Source organism: Saccharopolyspora cebuensis (assembly GCF_039542665.1).
GTDB classification, from domain to species: Bacteria; Actinomycetota; Actinomycetes; order Mycobacteriales; family Pseudonocardiaceae; genus Saccharopolyspora; species Saccharopolyspora cebuensis.
This window is the reverse complement of record NZ_BAABII010000001.1, coordinates 15,200-34,215: the sequence shown is the minus strand read 5'-3', so window position 1 is coordinate 34,215 and position 19,016 is coordinate 15,200. Positions and strand designations below refer to the sequence as shown.

The 19,016-nt window shown below is 73.4% G+C and carries 19 protein-coding genes; 15 read left to right on the top strand and 4 right to left on the bottom strand.

From position 1 onward, the window contains the following. Positions 1 to 317: 317 nt before the first annotated feature. Entirely contained in the window at positions 318 to 1,574 is a 1,257-nt protein-coding gene (locus ABD976_RS00145) for a M14 family zinc carboxypeptidase (RefSeq protein ID WP_345355056.1), read from the bottom strand. Between the two features lie 171 nt (positions 1,575 to 1,745). On the opposite strand from ABD976_RS00145, the gene hisD reads away from it, so the two are divergent. Genes hisD through ABD976_RS00125 form a run of 4 tightly spaced genes read left to right on the top strand, consistent with a single transcriptional unit; the run spans position 1,746 to position 5,055 of the window. Continuing rightward, positions 1,746 to 3,062, top strand: a complete 1,317-nt coding sequence (gene hisD / locus ABD976_RS00140) for a histidinol dehydrogenase (protein WP_345355053.1) — start codon at positions 1,746 to 1,748, stop codon at positions 3,060 to 3,062. A gap of 32 nt (positions 3,063 to 3,094) precedes the next feature. Then, positions 3,095 to 4,234 carry a histidinol-phosphate transaminase gene (locus ABD976_RS00135; RefSeq protein ID WP_345355050.1) on the top strand — a complete coding sequence of 380 codons (1,140 nt, stop codon included), beginning with the start codon at positions 3,095 to 3,097 and terminating at the stop codon, positions 4,232 to 4,234. Next, a complete protein-coding gene (gene hisB, locus ABD976_RS00130; RefSeq protein WP_345355047.1) occupies positions 4,231 to 4,854 on the top strand; it encodes an imidazoleglycerol-phosphate dehydratase HisB in 624 nt (207 codons plus the stop codon). The genes ABD976_RS00135 and hisB overlap by 4 nt, the downstream gene beginning before the upstream one ends. Positions 4,855 to 4,896: 42 nt before the next feature. Further along, the gene (locus ABD976_RS00125) at positions 4,897 to 5,055 is read left to right on the top strand and encodes a hypothetical protein (RefSeq protein WP_345355044.1); all 159 of its coding nucleotides are present in this window, start codon (positions 4,897 to 4,899) and stop codon (positions 5,053 to 5,055) included. Between the two features lie 175 nt (positions 5,056 to 5,230). Here the strand turns inward: ABD976_RS00125 and ABD976_RS00120 are convergent, their stop codons facing one another. Beyond that, positions 5,231 to 6,655, bottom strand: a complete 1,425-nt coding sequence (locus ABD976_RS00120) for a cation:dicarboxylate symporter family transporter (RefSeq protein WP_345355041.1) — start codon at positions 6,653 to 6,655, stop codon at positions 5,231 to 5,233. Positions 6,656 to 6,800: 145 nt separating this feature from the next. On the opposite strand from ABD976_RS00120, the gene ABD976_RS00115 reads away from it, so the two are divergent. Both ABD976_RS00115 and ABD976_RS00110 read left to right on the top strand, forming a co-directional pair. Then, a complete protein-coding gene (locus ABD976_RS00115; protein WP_345355038.1) occupies positions 6,801 to 8,411 on the top strand; it encodes a sensor histidine kinase in 1,611 nt (536 codons plus the stop codon). Beyond that, positions 8,408 to 9,088 (top strand): response regulator, encoded by a 681-nt coding sequence (locus tag ABD976_RS00110; RefSeq protein WP_345355035.1) that lies wholly within the window; start codon positions 8,408 to 8,410, stop codon positions 9,086 to 9,088. Before ABD976_RS00115 ends, ABD976_RS00110 begins: the two co-directional genes overlap by 4 nt. Positions 9,089 to 9,342: 254 nt before the next feature. Here the strand turns inward: ABD976_RS00110 and soxR are convergent, their stop codons facing one another. Further along, the gene (gene soxR / locus ABD976_RS00105; protein ID WP_345355032.1) at positions 9,343 to 9,807 is read right to left on the bottom strand and encodes a redox-sensitive transcriptional activator SoxR; all 465 of its coding nucleotides are present in this window, start codon (positions 9,805 to 9,807) and stop codon (positions 9,343 to 9,345) included. Positions 9,808 to 9,862: 55 nt separating this feature from the next. Here soxR and ABD976_RS00100 point away from each other — a divergent pair, with 55 nt between their 5' ends. The 6 genes from ABD976_RS00100 to hisI all read left to right on the top strand — a co-directional run bounded on the left by ABD976_RS00100 (position 9,863) and on the right by hisI (position 14,525). Continuing rightward, entirely contained in the window at positions 9,863 to 10,561 is a 699-nt protein-coding gene (locus tag ABD976_RS00100; protein WP_345355029.1) for a thiamine pyrophosphate-dependent enzyme, read from the top strand. Then, complete coding sequence (locus ABD976_RS00095; protein ID WP_345355026.1) at positions 10,558 to 11,454, top strand: transketolase family protein; 897 nt, start codon at positions 10,558 to 10,560, stop codon at positions 11,452 to 11,454. The genes ABD976_RS00100 and ABD976_RS00095 overlap by 4 nt, the downstream gene beginning before the upstream one ends. A 59-nt stretch (positions 11,455 to 11,513) precedes the next feature. Next, complete coding sequence (gene hisH / locus ABD976_RS00090) at positions 11,514 to 12,143, top strand: imidazole glycerol phosphate synthase subunit HisH (RefSeq protein WP_345355023.1); 630 nt, start codon at positions 11,514 to 11,516, stop codon at positions 12,141 to 12,143. Positions 12,144 to 12,362: 219 nt separating this feature from the next. Next, positions 12,363 to 13,094 carry a bifunctional 1-(5-phosphoribosyl)-5-((5-phosphoribosylamino)methylideneamino)imidazole-4-carboxamide isomerase/phosphoribosylanthranilate isomerase PriA gene (priA, locus tag ABD976_RS00085; RefSeq protein ID WP_345355020.1) on the top strand — a complete coding sequence of 244 codons (732 nt, stop codon included), beginning with the start codon at positions 12,363 to 12,365 and terminating at the stop codon, positions 13,092 to 13,094. A 310-nt stretch (positions 13,095 to 13,404) separates the two neighbouring features. Further along, positions 13,405 to 14,178 carry an imidazole glycerol phosphate synthase subunit HisF gene (gene hisF / locus ABD976_RS00080; protein WP_345355017.1) on the top strand — a complete coding sequence of 258 codons (774 nt, stop codon included), beginning with the start codon at positions 13,405 to 13,407 and terminating at the stop codon, positions 14,176 to 14,178. After that, positions 14,175 to 14,525 (top strand): phosphoribosyl-AMP cyclohydrolase, encoded by a 351-nt coding sequence (gene hisI / locus ABD976_RS00075; RefSeq protein WP_345355014.1) that lies wholly within the window; start codon positions 14,175 to 14,177, stop codon positions 14,523 to 14,525. The genes hisF and hisI overlap by 4 nt, the downstream gene beginning before the upstream one ends. Here the strand turns inward: hisI and ABD976_RS00070 are convergent, their stop codons facing one another. Further along, positions 14,526 to 15,137 carry a TetR/AcrR family transcriptional regulator gene (locus tag ABD976_RS00070; protein WP_345355011.1) on the bottom strand — a complete coding sequence of 204 codons (612 nt, stop codon included), beginning with the start codon at positions 15,135 to 15,137 and terminating at the stop codon, positions 14,526 to 14,528. A gap of 85 nt (positions 15,138 to 15,222) precedes the next feature. Here ABD976_RS00070 and ABD976_RS00065 point away from each other — a divergent pair, with 85 nt between their 5' ends. The 3 genes from ABD976_RS00065 to trpC all read left to right on the top strand — a co-directional run bounded on the left by ABD976_RS00065 (position 15,223) and on the right by trpC (position 18,914). Further along, positions 15,223 to 16,791, top strand: coding sequence for an anthranilate synthase component I (locus tag ABD976_RS00065; protein WP_345355008.1), 1,569 nt, complete (start codon positions 15,223 to 15,225; stop codon positions 16,789 to 16,791). Then, entirely contained in the window at positions 16,769 to 17,374 is a 606-nt protein-coding gene (locus tag ABD976_RS00060) for a Trp biosynthesis-associated membrane protein (protein ID WP_345355005.1), read from the top strand. The genes ABD976_RS00065 and ABD976_RS00060 overlap by 23 nt, the downstream gene beginning before the upstream one ends. Positions 17,375 to 18,101: 727 nt before the next feature. Continuing rightward, complete coding sequence (trpC, locus tag ABD976_RS00055; RefSeq protein WP_345355002.1) at positions 18,102 to 18,914, top strand: indole-3-glycerol phosphate synthase TrpC; 813 nt, start codon at positions 18,102 to 18,104, stop codon at positions 18,912 to 18,914. The last annotated feature ends 102 nt before the right edge of the window (positions 18,915 to 19,016 follow it).

The window sequence follows — 19,016 nt, the reverse complement described above, 5'->3', positions numbered from 1 at the left end:
CCCATTGTCGCCGCCCGGTGCACCCGACGACGGGCCGGGTGCACCGGACGGCTGCGGTCCGGTTGCGGAGCGCGGCCCTGGTCAGGCAAGCAGCGCAGCAACCCGCCTGCTCACCCGACCCCCGTCAGGCAAGCGGCGAAGCCGCTTCCGCCTTGCCCCACGCACGCAGCTTGCACCGCCGCGGGTTCTCAGCGGCCTTCTCGCGAGGACGCCCTGACGCTGTGTACGTGGTTGGTACATGAGGAAGGGCGCCCGGAGCGAGAAGGCCGCTGAGGTTCCGCTACCGGCACCGCCAAGCAAAAGGACCACAACACAGATCACACCCCGGCCTCCCGGATGAGGACGTCTACTGCCTCGTCATTCCGGGCGGTCTCCTCGGCGATGACCTCGTCCGGCGGGTAGAAGCCCTCCAGGCCGCCGCCCTGGGCCGGGTACATCTCGAAGGTGAAGGCCAGGATGCCGTGCTCGGCCCACATCCAGTCCAGGCTGCCGCCGTCGGTGATGTAGAGCCCGCTGGCCTGCTGCGGGGTGTAGCCGTTGGTGCGGGCCATCTCGGTGCCGACCCGTTCGAACCGGTCGTACTGCTCCTGGGTCATGCCCTCGGTGACCTGGTCGGTGGTGTACCCGAACGGCCAGAGCACCAGCTCCGAGTAGGTGTGGAAGTCGATCGCGGCCTCGATCTGCTGCTCGCCGCCGACCACCCGGGAGTCGATGAAGTCGCGCAGCGCGGCGGTCTCGGGGGCCGACCACGGCTCGGTCCCCCGGTAGGTCTCCGCGTTCGGGTTCCCGCTGGAGCCGCCGCAGCAGCCCCACTTGTGGCCCCAGTTGCGGTTGAGGTCGGTGCCGGGCCCCTGCCGGTTCTTGCGCCAGCCCAGGTACTGCCCGGAGGCGACGTCGTGGATCGACCCGTCCGGGTTGACCACCGGGATCACCCACAGCTCACGGCTGTCGACCATCTCGGCGATCGCCGGGTCGGTGGCGTACCCGTCGGTGAACCGCTCCACGATCCGCAGGCACATCTCGGTGGTCAGGTGCTCGCGCGCGTGCTGGTTGCAGTCGAACAGCACCTCCGGCTCGGCCTCGTCCTGCCCGGCGTTGTCGCTGATCTTGAGCACGGGGATGTCGCGCCCCTCGTGCGAGGTGCCCGCGCTGGTCAGGGTCGCGATGTCCGGGTGGTCGGCGACCGCGGCGCCGAGCTCGGCGACCACCTCGTCGTAGTTGTGGTAGCCGCGGTCCTCCGGCGGGAAGTCGCCGGGCGCGCCCTGGCCCCGGCGGGCCAGCTCGGCGGCCACCGAGGCGCGCCGCTGCGGTGCCAGCCCGGCGGCGCGCATCCGCTCCGCCTGCTCCGGTGTGGCCTCGACCACCGCCTCGCCGCCGGACACCGAGAGCACCAGGGCCCCGGTGCGGTTGATCGCGGTGCGCTCCTGGACGTCGGTGCCGGGCACCGCGTAGATCGCCCGGGTGTCGCCGGTCCCGCCGGCCGGTGCCGCGGCGGCCGTCACGCCCGCGTGGGCCGCCAGGGTCAGGCACGCGGCGGCCACCGCCACCGCCGTGCGCCGAGAACTCGTCCGCATCGCCGTCTCCGCTCGCTCGGGTGACCCCCCGCGGTGGGAAGCGTGCGGTGCCGAGGAGCGGCGGGCAAGCGCGTGGCGAGGATTGCTCCGCGCCCGCCGAGGTTCGGCGTCGGCACCCGGCGGCGGACGACTACCCTGGTAGGCGTCAACCCCGGTGCCGGAAGGATGCCCATGCTGACCCGTACCGACCTGCGCGGTCGTGTCCCGTCCACCGTCGAGCTGCGCGCGACGCTGCCGCGCGCCGAAACGGACGTGGAGCACGTGCTGCATCAGGTGCGGCCGGTGATCGAGGCGGTCCGCGACCGGGGCGTGGACGGTGTGCTGGAGTTCACCGAGCGGTTCGACGGGGTCCGCCCGGACCGGATCCGGGTGCCCGCCGAGGCCCTGCGGGAGGCCCTGGCCGGGCTGGACCCGCAGGTCCGCGCCGCGCTGGAGGAGTCGATCCGGCGCGCCCGCGCGGTCCACGCCGACCAGCGGCGCACCGACACCACCACCCAGGTGGCGCCCGGCGGCACGGTCACCGAGCGCTGGGTGCCGGTGGCCCGGGTCGGGCTCTACGCGCCCGGCGGGCTGGCGGTCTACCCGTCCAGCGTCGTGATGAACGTCGTCCCCGCGCAGGCCGCCGGGGTGGAGTCGCTGGTGGTGTGCAGCCCGCCGCAGGCGGAGTGCGGTGGCCTGCCGCACCCGACGATCCTGGCCGCCGCCGAGCTGCTGGGCGTCGACGAGGTGTGGGCGGTGGGCGGCGCGCAGGCCGTCGCGCTGCTGGCCCACGGCGCCACCGACACCGACGGCGCCGAGCTGGCGCCGGTCGACATGGTCACCGGCCCCGGCAACGTCTACGTCACCGCCGCCAAGCGCCACTTGCGCAGCCTGATCGGGATCGACTCCGAGGCCGGGCCGACCGAGATCGCGGTGCTGGCCGACGCCACCGCCGACCCCGCCCACGTGGCCGCCGACCTGATCAGCCAGGCCGAGCACGACACCCTCGCGGCCAGCGTGCTGGTCACCTCCGCGCCGGAGCTGGCCGAGGCGGTCGACGCGGAGCTGGAGCGGCAGGTCGCCGCCACCAAGCACCAGGAGCGGATCCGCACCGCGCTGTCCGGCCGCCAGTCCGGCTGCATCCTGGTGTCCTCGATCGACGACGGGGTCCGGGTGGTCGACGCCTACGCCGCCGAGCACCTGGAGATCCAGACCGCCGACGCCGAGGCGGTCGCCGTCCGGGTGCGCAACGCGGGCGCGATCTTCGTCGGGCCCTACGCGCCGGTGTCGCTGGGCGACTACTGCGCCGGTTCCAACCACGTGCTGCCCACCGGCGGCTGCGCCCGGCACTCCTCCGGGCTGAGCGTGCAGAGCTTCCTGCGCGGCATCCACGTCATCTCCTACGACGAGCGGGCGCTGCGCGAGGTCGCCGACCAGGTCGTCGCGCTCGCCGACGCCGAGGACCTGCCCGCGCACGGCCAGGCCGTCACCGCCCGCTTCCCCCGCTGAGCGGACCCAGAACCGAACGAGGTGCTCTTCCCATGACCGATGTGCTCGGCGGCGACACGACGCTGGCCGACCTGCCGTTGCGCGCGGACCTGCGCGGGCGCAGCCCCTACGGGGCGCCGCAGCTCGACGTCGCGGTCCGGCTCAACACCAACGAGAACCCGTACCCGCCGCCGCCCGAGCTGGTCCGCGACGTGACCGAGGCGGTGCGGCAGGTGGCGGCCGGGCTGCACCGCTACCCCGACCGCGACGCCGCGGAGCTGCGCGCCGACCTGGCCGCCTACCTCACCGGCGCGACCGGCGTCACCGTGTCGGCGGCCAACGTGTGGGCGGCCAACGGGTCCAACGAGGTGCTGCAGCAGATCCTGCAGGCCTTCGGCGGACCGGGGCGCAGCGCGCTGGGCTTCGAACCGTCGTACTCGATGCACCCGATCCTGTCCGCGGGCACCCGCACCGACTGGGTGCCCGCGCCGCGCCGCGCGGACTTCAGCCTGGACGGCCCGGCGGCGGCCCGCGCGATCGCCGAGAAGCAGCCGGACGTGGTGTTCGTGACCAGCCCGAACAACCCCACCGGCCAGTCCGTCGGGCTCGACGACCTGCGCGCGGTGCTCGACGCCGCGCCGGGTGTGGTGGTCGTCGACGAGGCCTACGTCGAGTTCTCCTCGCGGACCAGCGCCATCGCGCTGATCGCCGAGCACCCGGCCAAGCTGATCGTCAGCCGCACCATGAGCAAGGCGTTCGCGTTCGCCGGTGGTCGGCTCGGCTACCTCGCCGCCGCCCCGGCGGTGATCGAGGCGCTGCTGCTGGTCCGCCTGCCCTACCACCTGTCCGCCCCGACGCAGGCCGCCGCGCGGGCCGCGCTGCGGCACGCCGAGGCCACCCTCGGCTCCGTGAAGGACCTCGTCGACGAGCGAGGTCGGGTCGTCGAAGCGTTGCGCCGCCTGGGTTTCACCCCGGTGGACAGCGACGCCAACTTCGTCCTGTTCGGACCGTTCGCCGAAGCCGACCGCGCCTGGCGGCGGTTCCTGGACCGGGGCGTGCTGATCCGCGACGTCGGCATCCCCGGGCACCTGCGGGTGACCGTGGGCACGCCGGAGGAGAACGACGCGTTCCTGGCCGCCGCCGAGGACGCGGTGGCCGAGATCGCCGCGCAGACCGAGGAGAGCCCGCAGTGAACCACGCCTTCCCGCTCGGCACCCGCACCGCCCGGATCGAGCGCACCACCCGGGAATCCTCGGTGCTCGTGGACCTCGACCTCGACGGCAGCGGCCAGGTCGACATCGACACCTCGGTGCCGTTCTACGACCACATGCTCACCGCGCTGGGCACCCACGGCGCCCTCGACCTCACCGTGAAGTCCAGCGGTGACATCCACATCGACGCCCACCACGTCGTCGAGGACACCGCGATCGTGCTCGGCCAGGCGCTGCGCGAGGCGCTCGGGGACAAGTCGGGCATCCGTCGGTTCGGCGACGCCTGGATCCCGATGGACGAGACCCTGGCGCACGCCGCCGTGGACGCCTCCGGCCGGTCCTACTGCGTGCTCACCGGGGAACCCGAGCAGTACAACAGCTTCACCATCGGCGGGAACTACCCGTTCGTGCTGAACCGGCACGTGTTCGAGTCGATCGCCTTCCACGCGCACCTCAACCTGCACGTGCGGGTGATCCACGGCCGCGACCCGCACCACATCGCGGAGGCCCAGTACAAGGCCATCGCCCGGGCGCTGCGCGCCGCCGTCGAACCGGACCCGCGGTTCGCCGGCGTCGTCCCGTCCACCAAGGGCGCGCTCTGAGCGCGGGCCGGACGCAGATCCGCCCCGGGTAGGCTCGGCGCCATGCGGGACTTCCTACCGATCATCCTGCTCGGCCTCGCCGGGTTCCTCATCGGCGGCGTCTACGCGACGTGGAAGACCGCCCGCGGCCTGTCGATCCTGCTCGGCGTCGCGGCCGTCCTCGCCGTGGCGGGCGGCACCGGCTGGCTCATCTGGGGCTGACCCCGTTCGAGACGTGAGTGAGGGGCACCCTTGCCCCAGTATGTTGGGCAAGGGTGCCCCTCACCTGTTCACGATGGACGGTCCGGGGTGGGAGTGTCACCCTTTCGCGTCGTGAGTGAGGGGCACCCTTGCCCGAGTAACTTGGGCAAGGGTGCCCCTCACCTGGTTCGGCGGGTCACTCGCGGGTGGCGGTGGCCTTGGTGTCCGGGGTGGTGATGGTTTCCGCTGCGGGGGCTTCCGCCGGGGAGGTGCCGGCCGCCTGCTCGTCGGCCTGCTTGCCGTCGCCGCCGTGGCCGTCGTCGGCGAAGGCCTGCTCGTCGAACGGGGCCTTGCCGGCGAAGACCTGCTGCATCTGGCCGCGGTCGATCTCCTTGGTCCACGATCCGATGAGGACGGTCGCCACCGCGTTGCCCGCGAAGTTGGTCAGGGCGCGGGCCTCCGACATGAACCGGTCGATGCCGACGATCATGCCCACGCCGTCGACCAGGTCCGGCCGGTGCGACTGGAGCCCGCCCGCCAGGGTGGCCAGCCCGGCGCCGCTGACGCCCGCCGCCCCCTTCGACGCGATGATCATGAACAGCAGCAGCGAGACCTGCTCGCCGAGGGTCAGCGGATCGCCCATCGCGGCGGCGATGAACAGCGACGCCATCGTCAGGTAGATCGCGGTGCCGTCGAGGTTGAACGAGTAGCCGGTCGGCACCGTGATGCCCACCACCGGCCTGCTGACGCCGAGGTGCTCCATCTTCGCGATCAGCCGCGGCAGCGCGGCCTCCGACGACGAGGTGGACACGATCAGCAGGAACTCGCGGCCCAAGTAGCGGCACAGGGAGAAGATGTTCACCCGGGCGACCGCCCACAGCAGCGGGCCGAGGATCACGAACACGAACAGCAGGCACGTGATGTAGAAGCCGATCATGATCACGGCCAGGCCCTTGAGGGCGTCGACGCCGGTCGCGCCGACCACCGCCGCGATGGCGCCGAACGCGCCGACCGGGGCGACCCACATGACCATCGCCAGGATCTTGAACACCAGGCGCTGGATGTGCTCGATGCCGCGCAGGATCGGCGCGCCCTTCTCACCCAGCGACTGCAGCGCGAACCCGGTCAGCAGCGCGACGAGGAGGGTCTGCAGCACCTCGCCCTCGGTCAGCGACGACACCAGCGTCTGCGGGATGATCCCGAGCAGGAAGTCGGTGGTGCTCTCGGCCTCGCCGCCCGCCTGCTGGGCGCCCTGGCCGCGCAGCTCGTCGGTGAGCTGGAGCCCTTCGCCCGGGTGCAGGACGTTGCCGACGAGCAGGCCGATGACCAGCGCGACGATCGACATCACGACGAAGTAGCCCAGCGCGAGACCGCCGACCTTGCCGACCTTCGCGGCCTGCCGGACGCTGCCGACGCCGAGCACGATCGTGCAGAAGATGACCGGCGAGATCATCATCTTGATCAGGTCGACGAAGCCGGTCCCGAGGGGCTTGAGCGCGGTGCCGAAGTCCGGGGCGAGGAAACCGACGGTGATGCCGCCCAGGACGGCGACGATCACCGCGATGTAGAGATAATGCGTCCGATCTCGACGACGCGGTGTCGCAGCGTCATTGCTAGCCACTGTCACTACTCCTCGTGCGGGTGAAATGAACGCACGGCCGCCGTGTGCCAGGTCACGGCGGGTGCCGGAGAGTGACTATCGGCGCCGAGTATCGTCGGCGTCACGCTTTTGTACATTCTGTTCACGTTCATCTCACGGGTGCGTCATGTCCACTTCCGGCCGAACCGGGCGCGGAGTCGCGGGCTGGAGCCTGGCCCGCCAGCTCTTCGTCCTCCAGGTCGTCGTGGTCGCGGTCGTGGTGCTCGCCGGGACCGGCCTGGCCTGGTTCGACGCCCAGCGCCGGACGCAGCAGAGCGCCCAGGAGCAGGTGCTCCTGGTGGCCCGCGCGCTGGCCGCCCAGCCGGGGGTGCGCGCGGCGATCAGCGGCCCCGACCCGAGCGCGGCGCTGCAACCGATGGCCGAACGGGTGCGGCGGGACACCGGCGTCGAATTCATCACGATCATGTCCCCGGACGGGATCCGGTACAGCCACCCGAACCCGGCCCGGCTCGGGCACCGGTTCCTCGGGCACACCGAGCGCGCCGCGGCGGGCGGCGTGATCGTCGAGACCTACCCGGGCACCCTCGGGCCGTCGGTGCGCGCCGTGGTGCCGGTGCGCGGCGACACCGGCCGGGTGACCGGACTCGTCGCGGTCGGCATCGGGGTCCACGTGCTCAGCGCCGAGCTGCGCGGGCAGGTCACCGCGCTGGTGCTGGTGGCCGTCGCCGCGCTGGCCCTCGGCGGGGTGCTCACCCGGCTGGTCGGCGCCCGGCTGCGGCGGCACACCCACGACCTGCGCCCGGCCGAGCTGAACCGGATGTACGGCTACCACGAGGCGATCCTGCACGCCGTCCGCGAAGGGCTGCTGCTGATCTCCCCGGCGGGCCGCGTGGTGCTGTGCAACGACGGCGCCGCCGCGCTGCTGCCGGTGCCCGACGCGGAGAGCAGGCAGGTCGACGACCTCGGGCTGCCCGACGAGCTCGCCGAGGCGCTGCGGGGCGGCGGCCGGATCCGCGACGAGGTCCACCTCACCGACGACCGGGTGCTGGTGGTCAACGTCTCCCCGGTGCGCAGCGGTGGGCGGGACCTCGGCACCGTGGTCACGCTGCGCGACCACACCGACCTGCAGGCGCTGTCCGGCGAGCTGGACTCGCTGCGCGGGTTCGCCGAGGCGCTGCACGCCCAGGCGCACGAATCGGCCAACCGGCTGCACACGGTCGTGTCGCTGATCGAGCTGGGCCGCACCGAGGAGGCGGTCGCCTTCGCCACCGACGAGCTGGAACTCGCGCAGCGGCTCACCGACCGGCTGGTCGGGGCGGTCGGCGAGCCGGTGCTGGCGGCGCTGCTGCTGGGCAAGACCGCCGAGGCCGCCGAGCGGGGCGTCGAGGTGGTGCTCACCGAGGAGAGCTGGATCGAGGAGCCCGACATCGACTCCGCCGGCCGGATCGACCCCCGCGACCTGGTGACCATCGTCGGCAACCTGGTGGACAACGCGGTGGAGGCGGTGCTCGACGTGCCCGACCCGCGGGTCGAGGTGACGCTGCGCGGCGGCCCCGACGGCCTGCTGCTCCGGGTCGCCGACAACGGGCCCGGGGTGGACGCCGAGGTGGTGCGGCGGATCTTCCACCGCGGCTGGTCGACCAAGCGGGCCGGGCGCGGGCTGGGGCTCGCGCTGGTCGGGCAGCGGGTCCGGCGGCACGGCGGCACGATCGAGGTGCGCGCCGACGGCGGCGCGGTGTTCGAGGTGCGGCTGCCCGCCGCGGAGGTGGCCCGGTGATCTCGGTGCTGGTGGTGGAGGACGACCCGGTGGTCGGCGAGGCGCACGCCACCTACGTCGCGCGGGTCAGCGGGTTCGCCGTGGCCGGGCGGGTGCGCACCGGGCAAGGCGCGCTGCGCTTCGTCGAGCGGACCCCCGTCGACCTGGTGCTGCTGGACCTGCGGCTGCCCGACATGGACGGGCTGCAGGTCGCGCGGGCGCTGCGCACCGCGGGCAGCGACGCCGACGTGATCGCGGTGACCTCCGCGCGGGACCTCAAGGTCGTCCGGGCCGCGGTGTCCAGCGGAGTGGTCCAGTACCTGCTCAAACCGTTCACCTTCGCCGCCATGCGGGAGAAGCTGGAGCACTACGCGCGGTTCCGGGCCAGCTTCGAGCACGACCGGGACGCCAGCGGGCAGGGCGAGATCGACCGCGCCTTCGCCGCGCTGCGCGAGATCGACCGCAGCTCGCTGCCCAAGGGGATGAGCGAGGAGACGCTGGCCGCGGTCGTCGCCGCCCTCCGCGCGGAACCCGGGGGCGCGGCCGCCGGGGCGGTCGGCACCACCGCGGGGGTCTCCCGGGTCACCGCCCGCCGCTACCTGGAGTACCTGGTGGACACCGGGGTGGCCGAGAGGCGGCCGCAGTACGGGGGGCCAGGGAGGCCAGAGATGGCCTACCGGTGGGTGGGGGAGGAGTAGTTGTCGGCGGCCTTCTCGTCTGGAGGGTGTTCGTGGTCCGGTTGCGTAGGGGTGCCGGTGGCGGAACCTCAGCGGCCTTCTCGCTCCGGGCGCCCTTCCTCATGTACCAACCACGTACACAGCGTCAGGGCGTCCTCGCGAGAAGGCCGCTGAGAACCCGCGGCGGTGCCAGTGGCGAGGGTGGGGTAGTGCGGAAGCGGCTTCGCCGCTTGCCTGACGGTGGTTGCGTGGGTTTCGGCGCTCGCGCGTTCTGGCTACGTCTGCCGGGAGTCGGCTGCGGGGCGTAGGAGTGGGGCTCCCGGGCCGCGTTCGGCCCAGCGGTCGTCCGGGTTCTGCAGGGCGCAGGAGCGCAGCGAGAGGCAGCCGCAGCCGATGCAATCGGTGAGGTGGTCGCGGAGCCGTTGCAGGCCGTCGATGCGGGCGTCGAGCTCGTCGCGCCAGCGCCGGGAGAGCCGCGCCCAGTCCGCCTTGGTCGGCGCGTGGTCGGCGGGCAGCGTGGCCAGCGCCTCGGTGATCTGCTCCAGGCTCAGCCCGACGCGTTGCGCGGACCGGATGAAGGCCAGCCGCCGCAGCACGTGCCGCTGGTAGCGGCGCTGGTTCCCGGTGGTGCGGGTGGTCGAGATCAGCCCGCGTTGCTCGTAGAACCGCAGCGCGGTCTGGGCCACGCCGCTGCGGTGGGCGACCTCTCCGATGGTCAGCAGTCCCGATCGCGTCGACACCCGGTCAGCGTAGCAGCCTTGACTTCGAGTTAGCTCGAAGTATCAGCCTGGGTTCATGACCACTTCGACCACCGGATACGCCGCGCTCGGCCCGCTGCTGAGCGCCATGACCGGCGACGAGAAGCACTCCGCCGCGGCGACGTCCACGTTGGACGTGCTCTGGGTCCTCTACGACCGGGTCCTCGACGTCGCCCCGGACCGGGTGGACGACCCGGACCGCGACCGCTTCCTGCTCTCCAAGGGCCACGGGCCGATGGCCTACTACGCGGTGCTGGCCGAGAAGGGCTTCGTGCCGCCCGAGGTCCTCGGCCGCTGGGGCGAGTTCGACTCCCCGCTGGGCTTCCACCCGGACCGGGTGCTGGTGCCCGGGGTGGAGATCGGCAGCGGCTCGCTCGGCCACGGACTGCCGCTGGCCGTCGGCACCGCCCTCGGGCTCCGCGCCCGGGGCAGGCACCGGCCCCGGGTGGTGGTGCTGGTCGGCGACGCCGAGCTCGACGAGGGCAGCAACCACGAGGCCATCGCGGTGGCCGGGCGCTTCGGGCTGGAGCGGCTCACCACCGTCGCGGTGGACAACCGCTCCGCCAGCCACGGCTGGCCAGGCGGCATCGCCGAGCGCTTCGCCCGCGAGGGGTGGGCCACCGCCACCGTCGACGGCCGCGACCACGACGCCCTGGCCACCGCGCTGCTGGCCGAGCACCCCGGCCGACCGCTCGCGGTCGTGGCCGAGGTCGAATCCGAGGAGGACGACCGATGATCACCATGCGCGAGACCTTCACCGAGATCACCAGCGCCGCGCTGGACGAGGACGAGCGGCTGGCCGTGGTGCTGGCCGACATCTCCGCCGACCGGTTCACCGGAGCCGCCGCCCGGCACCCGCACCGGGTGCTCAACGTCGGCATCCGGGAGCAGGCGATGGTCGGCGTGGCCGGCGGCCTGGCGCTGACCGGGCTGCGCCCGATCGTGCACACCATCGTCCCGTTCCTGGTGGAACGGCCGTTCGAGCAGCTCAAGCTCGACCTCAACCACCAGGGCGTCGGGGCCGTGCTGGTCGGGACCGGCGCGTCCTACGACTACCCGTCGGCCGGCCGCACCCACATGGGTCCCGGTGACGTCGCGCTGCTGGACACGCTGCCCGGCTGGACCGTGCACGTGCCGGGCCACCCCGACGAGGTGGCGCCGCTGCTGCGCTCGGCCCTGCGCGGCGACGACCTGGTGTACCTGCGGTTGTCGGACCGGGTGAACGACGCCGCGCTGGGCGTCGGGCCGGGCTGGCAGCGGGTCCGCCGGGGCGGTCGGGGCGTGGTGCTCGCCGTGGGGCCGATGCTGCGGCCGGTGCTGGCCGCGACGGCGCTGCTGGACGTCACCGTGCTCTACACCCCCACGATCCGGCCGTTCGACGGCGCCGGGCTGCGGGCCGCGGTGCACGACGCGGCGCCGGCGGTGGTGCTCGTCGAGCCCTACCTCAGCGGCACCTCGTCCGCGCAGGTCGGCGAGGCGCTGGCGGACCTGCCGCACCGGATCCGGGCGCTGGGCGTGCGGCGCGACCGGGAGCTGCGCGCCTACGGCACCTCCGACGAGCACGAAGCGGCGCACGGCCTCGGTCCGGCCGCCCTGGCGGGCACCATCGGCGCCTTCCTCGGCGGGTGAGGCCGGGTGTGGTGCGACGCATGGGCGGGGGCACCGGCGCCCGGCGGTAACCTGGAGCCGTGGCACGAGTCGTCATCTTGGACTACGGATCAGGCAACCTCCGCTCCGCCGAGCGCGCGCTGGAACGCGCCGGGGCCGACGTGGAGGTGACCGCGGACCATCGTGCCGCCGCCGAGGCCGACGGCCTGGTGGTCCCGGGGGTCGGTGCCTTCGCCGCGTGCATGGAGGGACTGCTGGCGGTCGGCGGTGACCGGATCATCGACAAGCGGCTGGCCGGGGATCGCCCGGTGCTGGGCATCTGCGTCGGGATGCAGGTGCTGTTCGACCGGGGCGTCGAGCACGACCAGGCGGCCGACGGCTGCGGGCAGTGGCCGGGCACCGTCGAGCGGCTGCGCGCCGACGTGCTGCCGCACATGGGCTGGAACGAGGTCCAGGCCCCCGCCGACAGCGTGCTGTTCGCCGGGATGGACCCGGGGACCCGGTTCTACTTCGTGCACTCCTACGGGGTCCGCCGGTGGGAGCTGGCGCCCGCGGAGCCGCTCGCGCCGCCCCGGGTGACCTGGGCCGAGCACGGCGAGCCGTTCGTCGCCGCGGTGGAGAACGGGGCGCTGATGGCCACCCAGTTCCACCCGGAGAAGTCCGGTGCGGCCGGGGCCGCGCTGCTGGCCAACTGGCTGCGCTCGCTGTGAGCACCTGAGCCCGGCCACCTCGCGCGCGGACCGCGGAGAACCGCGGCGGTGCGGGCCGCGGGTCAGCGGCTCGCGCGGGACGGGACGCGCCGCGCGGCGATCCGCCGCTGCCGTCGGCCAGGCGGCTCGGCCACCGGGACACCGCCGGCGGCAGCCCCTGCCCGGGCGAACTCCCAGGCCCCGCGACCGTGGAGGACGCCGGTTTCGTAGGGTTGGGGGGTGACTTTCACCCTCCTCCCCGCTGTTGACGTCGCCGACGGCCAGGCCGTGCGCCTGGTGCAGGGCGCGGCCGGTACCGAGACCTCCTACGGCGAGCCGCTGGAGGCGGCCCTGGCCTGGCAGCGCGCCGGCGCGGAGTGGATCCACCTGGTCGACCTGGACGCGGCCTTCGGCCGCGGCTCCAACCGCGAGCTGCTGGCCGAGGTGACCGGGAAGCTCGACGTGGACGTGGAGCTCTCCGGCGGCATCCGGGACGACGCCTCGCTGGAGGCGGCGCTGGCCACCGGCTGCCGCCGGGTGAACCTGGGCACCGCCGCGCTGGAGGACCCGGAGTGGGCCGACCGGGTCGTCGCGACCTACGGCGACCGGGTCGCGGTCGGGCTCGACGTGCGCATCACCGAGCAGGGCCACCGGCTCGCCGCGCGCGGCTGGACCAAGGACGGCGGCGACCTGTGGGAGGTGCTGGCCCGGCTCGACGCCGCGGGCTGCCGCCGCTACGTCGTCACCGACGTCAGCAAGGACGGCACCCTGCGCGGGCCGAACATCGAGCTGCTGCGCGCGGTCTGCGCCCGCACCGACGCCCCGGTGATCGCCTCCGGCGGCGTGTCCAGCGTGGACGATCTCGTCGCGCTGTCCCGGCTGGCCCCCGAGGGCGTGGAGGGCTCGATCGTCGGCAAGGCGCTCTACGCGGGCAACTTCACCCTGGAAGAAGCGCTCGCCGCCGTCCGCTGACCCCGACGTGAACTGGGTGAGGGGCACCCTTGCCCGAGCAACGGTTCTTTCAGAATGCGGCGGAGCCGCATGCGGTGAGGCCGTCAGCTTGCACCGCGGCGGGTTCTCAGCGGTCTTCTCGCGAGGACAGCCGTGACGCCGTGTACGTGTTTGGTACATCAGGAGCGGCTCCCGGAGCGAGAAGGCCGCTGAGGTTCCGCCACCCGCACCGCCACGCAGATCATCGGCGAAAGCGGTTCTAAGGTGCCCCGCACCCACGTCCCGAACGGGTGGCGGGTGCTGGGTGGCGGGGGGTGTCTACGCTGGAGGCATGGCCGTCGCGGTGCGTGTGATCCCCTGCCTTGACGTCGATCAGGGTCGGGTCGTCAAGGGCGTCAACTTCACCGACCTGCGGGACGCGGGCGATCCCGTCGAGCTGGCCCGGGCCTACGACGCCGAGAGCGCCGACGAGCTGACCTTCCTCGACGTCACCGCTTCCTCCGGGGAGCGCGAGACGACCTACGACGTGGTCCGCCGCACCGCCGAGCAGGTGTTCATCCCGCTCACCGTGGGCGGCGGCGTGCGCAGCCCCGACGACATCGACCGCCTGCTGCGCGCCGGGGCCGACAAGGTGAGCCTGAACACCGCCGCCATCGCCCGCCCGGAGCTGCTGCGGGAGTCCGCGCAGCGCTTCGGCGCGCAGTGCGTGGTGCTGTCGGTGGACGCCCGCCGGGTGCCGGAGGGCGGCGAGCCGACGCCGTCGGGCTTCGAGGTCACCACGCACGGCGGCCGTCGCGGCACCGGCATCTGCGCCGTGGAGTGGGCCGCCCGCGGCCAGGAGCTCGGCTCCGGCGAGATCCTGCTCAACTCGATGGACGCCGACGGCACCAAGGCCGGGTTCGACCTGGAGATGATCCGCGCGGTGCGCGAGGTGGTCGAGGTGCCGCTGATCGCCAGCGGCGGTGCCGGGGCCGTCGAGCACTTCGCCCCCGCGGTGCGCGCCGGGGCCGACGCGGTGCTGGCCGCCAGCGTCTTCCACTTCGGCCAGTTGCGCCTCGGCGAGGTCAAGGACGCCTTGCGCGCGGAAGGGATCACGGTCCGGTGAGCGAACTCGACCCGGCCGTCGCCGGACGGCTCAAGCGCGGTGCCGACGGGCTGTTCCCCGCGGTGGCGCAGGAACGCGGCACCGGGCAGGTGCTGATGCTGGCGTGGATGGACGACGAGGCGCTGCACCGGACGCTGACCACCCGGCGCGGCACCTACTACTCCCGCAGCCGCGGCGAGCACTGGGTGAAGGGCGCCACCTCCGGGCACGTCCAGCACGTGCACGAGGTGCGGCTGGACTGCGACGGCGACACCGTGCTGCTCATCGTCGACCAGGAGGGCGCCGCCTGCCACACCGGCGACCACACCTGCTTCGACGCCGACGTGCTGCTCGCGCCGGAGGGCTGATCAGCCCGGCACGTCGCTCAGGTCCCCGGTGAGGTAGCGCTGCAGGTTCGGGGCGATCGCCGCGACCACCACGTCGTGCTCCGCCGAGGCCAGCGGCTCCAGCCGGACGACGTAGCGGACCAATCCCAGGCCCACGATCTGCGTGCCGCACAGCGAGGCCCGCAGCGCCGGCCGGTCGGAGCCCAGCGCCTCGGTCACCCTGGCGAACACCGCCGTGCTGATCAGCTCCTTGAGCATGGTGACCGCGGTCTCGTGGGTGGCGATGCTGCGCACCAGCGCCACGAACTCGCCGCCGCCCGCGTCGTCCCACACCGCCAGGAACCGCCGCACCATCCGCTCGCCGAGCCGCTCCGGGTCGCCCTCCAGCAGCGCCGGAATCACCACCGCCGGGTCGAACGGCAGCGCGATGGCGGCGGCGAACAGGCCCTCCTTGCCGCCGAACCAGTGGTTGACCATCGCCGGGTCCACCCCGGCGCGGGCCGCGAGGGCGCGCACCGTGGCGCCGTCGTAGCCCTGCTCGGCGAACTCCGCGCGCGCCGCGGTCAGCAGCGCGGACCGGGTGTCCTCCCCGCCGCGGCGCCGTCCGCGCCGCTTGGGCGTGCCGTTGCTCACCGGTCCATCCTCGCCGGTGGCGGGCGGGAGGGGCAAAGCACGGGTCCTCGCCGACCGGCCCCGGCTGCGCGGCACAATGTCGGGCATGGTCGGCGACGGTGATTTCGGCAGTGCGAGCCCAGGACGTGCGGAGTTCCGCGAGCTGGCCGCGGGGCGGCGGGTGATCCCGGTGGTGCGGCGGCTGCTCGCGGACGACGAGACCCCCCTGGGCGTCTACCGCAAGCTCGCGGGCGACTGCCCCGGGACGTTCCTGTTCGAGTCCGCGGAGAACGGCCGCTCCTGGTCCCGCTGGTCGTTCGTCGGGGTGCGCAGCGCCGCCGCGCTGACCGTCAAGGACGGCGTCGCGCACTGGACCGGCACGCCGCCGGTCGGGCTGCCCAGCGGGGGCGACCCGCTGGAGGCGCTGCGCGAGTCGGTCCGGTTGCTGCAGACCGAGCCGCTGCCCGGGATGCCGCCGCTGACCGGCGGGATGGTCGGCTACCTCGGCTACGACATCGTCCGCAGGCTGGAACGGCTGCCCGACCTCACCGAGGACGACCTGCGGCTGCCCGAGATGGTGATGCTGCTGGCCACCGACCTCGCTGCGCTGGACCACCACGAGGGCACCATCACCCTCATCGCCAACGCCGTGAACTGGGACGACAGCCCGGAGCGGGTGGACGCCGCCTACGACGACGCGGTTCGCAGGCTCGACGACATGACCGAGCGGCTGTGCACCCCGGCGCCGCCGACCGTGGCCGTCCTGTCCGCCGCGAGCCCCGACTTCGAGCGCCGCCGCAGCCCCGAGGAGCACCACGCGGCGGTGGAGCGGGCGAAGGAGGCGATCCGGGACGGCGAGGCGTTCCAGGTCGTCGTCTCGCAGCGCTTCCAGATGTCCACCAGCGCCGACTCGCTGGACATCTACCGGGTGCTGCGCACCACCAACCCGAGCCCGTACATGTACCTGCTGCGGATGGAGGCACCCGACGGCGGCACCCCGTTCGACATCGTCGGCTCCAGCCCGGAATCGCTGGTGACGGTGCGCGACGGGCAGGCCACCACGCACCCGATCGCCGGGACCCGCTGGCGGGGAGCCGACGAGGACGAGGACGCGCTGCTGGAGAAGGAGCTCATCAACGACGAGAAGGAGCGCGCCGAGCACCTGATGCTCGTCGACCTCGGCCGCAACGACCTGGGCCGGGTGTGCCGACCGGGCTCGGTGCACGTGGTGGACTTCTTCCGGATCGAGCGCTACAGCCACGTGATGCACATCGTCTCCACGGTCACCGGGCGGCTCGCCGACGACCGCACCGCCTTCGACGCGGTGACCGCCTGCTTCCCGGCGGGCACGCTCTCCGGCGCGCCCAAGCCCCGGGCGCTGGAGCTCATCGAGGAGCTGGAGCCGACCCGGCGGGCCCAGTACGGCGGCGTCGTGGGCTACCTGGACTTCGCCGGGGACGCCGACACCGCCATCGCCATCCGCACCGCCCTGGTCCGCGACGGCACGGCTTACGTGCAGGCCGGCGGCGGTATCGTGGCCGATTCGGACCCGGTCGCGGAGGACCGGGAGTGCCTGAACAAGGCGCGCGCGGTGCTCAACGCGGTCGCCACCGCCGAAACCCTGCGCAGCCCCCGCGGATCGGAGGAGACGGTTGACCACCGAGCCACGCTCTGAGCGCCCGCGCCCGTCCAAGCGCCTGCTGTGGTCGGTGGTGCTGCTGATGCTGCTCGGCGCCGGCCTGCTGTGGGCCGCCGGGTCGGTCGAGTGGGCCAGCCAGGCGTTCCGGCTCCAGTTCGGCGGGGAGCGCCGGGTCGGCGCCTCGGGCGGTGACGTGCGCCCCGAGCTGGTGCCGCTGGCGCTGGCCGGGCTCGCCGCGGTCGCCGCGGTGCTGGCCACCGGCGGCTGGCTGCGCCGGGTCATCGGCGCGCTGGTCGTCGTCGCAGGCGGGCTGCTGGTCTACCGGGCGGTGGGGCAGATCGATTTCGGCTGGTTCGCCGGCACCGGGCCCGGCCTGCCGCCCGGCAGCACGCCGATCGGCGAGCCCAGCCTGAGCCCGATCGGCCCGCTGCTGATGTCGGTCGGCTCCGTGGTGCTGCTCGGCGCCGGGCTGCTCGTGGTGCTGCGCGGCGGGCGGATGCCCGCGATGGGCGCCAAGTACGCCGCGCCGGGCGAGCAGCGCGCCACCGTCTCGCTCGATCCGCAGCGGCGGATGTGGGATGAGTTGGATGAAGGAAGGGACCCGACCGAAGACCGCTGAGTCATTTTGGTGTGGTGGTCCCGTTGCGTAGGGGTGCAAGTGGCGGGACCTCAGCGGCCTTCTCGTCGGGAAGAGGTGTGGTGGTCGCGTTGGTGCGGTGCCGGTGGCGGAACCTCAGCGGCCTTCTCGCTCCGGGCGCCCTTCCTCATGTACCAACCACGTACACAGCGTCAGGGCGTCCTCGCGAGAAGACCGCTGAGAACCCGCGGCGGTGCCAGTTGCGAGGGTGGGGCAAGGCGGAAGCGGCTTCGCCGCTTGCCTGACGGTGGTTCCCGCTTGTGCGTGCGTGGGCACGCGGCTTCGCCGCTCGCCTGGTGGTGGTGCCGGTGGTGCTCGTGGGGGGTTGTTCATAGGTGAGGGGCACCCTTGTCCCGGTTACTTGGGCAAGGGGGCCCCTCACATGGTTCTCGAACGGGTGAGGGGCTCCTGGGCGGGTGGGGCTGCCCGCTTCGCCCGGTTCGGTCGGATTCGGTGCCGGGGGGCTCGTTCACCTCGTCGGGGTCGTCTTCGGGGTGCCGGGTTCGTCGGCGGGCGTCCTGGCAAGTGCGGAAGGTCCTTGCTGCGCTGGGACGTTGGGCCGCCCCCTTGGTAGGACCGGTCCGCGGGCGGGTTTAGCATCGGATGAGCGACGGCACGGCGGGAAGGGGAGTGTCGTGATCGAGCGCGATGCGTTCAGCCGCGCGACGTCGCGGGTGCGTGTTCGGGGCATGACCTGCGAGGTGTTCGCGTGAGCGTTCTGGATTCCATCATCGAAGGCGTCCGCGAGGACATGGCGGTCCGCGAGGCGGCCGTCTCCTTCGACGAGATCAAGCAGCGGTCGGCGGCGGCGCCGCCACCGCACGACGTGCTCGCCGCGTTGCGGGCACCGGGCGTCGGCGTCATCGCCGAGGTCAAGCGGCGCAGCCCGTCCAAGGGCGAGCTGGCCGAGATCGGCGAACCGCAGGACCTGGCGGCCGACTACGCCGAGGCCGGGGCCCGGGTGATCAGCGTGCTGACCGAGCAGCGCCGCTTCGGCGGGTCGTTGGCGGACTTCGACGCGGTGCGGGAACGGGTGCCGGGCACGCCGATCCTGCGCAAGGACTTCGTCGTCAGCCCGTACCAGGTGCACGAGGCGCGGGCGCACGGCGCGGACATGGTGCTGCTCATCGTGGCGGCGCTGGAGCAGAACGCGCTGGAGGCGTTGCTGGACCGGGTCGAGTCCCTCGGCATGACGGCGCTGGTCGAGGTGCACACCGCCGAGGAGGCCGACCGGGCGCTGGAGGCCGGTGGGAAAGTCATTGGCATCAACGCCCGCAACCTGCATACCCTCGAGGTGGACCGGGACGTGTTCGGCCGGATCGCCCCGGGGCTTCCGGTGGACATCCTCAAGGTCGCCGAGTCCGGGGTGCGCGGTCCGAGCGACCTGATGGCCTACGCCGGGTCCGGTGCCGATGCGGTGCTGGTCGGCGAGGGCCTGGTGACCAGCGACAACCCGAAATCGGCGGTCACCCAGCTCGTGACGGCGGGATCGCACCCGGCGTGCCCGCGACCGAGCCGGTGACCCGGCGGCCGGGCCGGTAGGCTCCGGACCAAGATCGATTCGGGCGGGTGTCCGGTGGTGGGCGCCCGCCCGGCTCCGTTGTGGGCGTCCGCCCGCAGGACA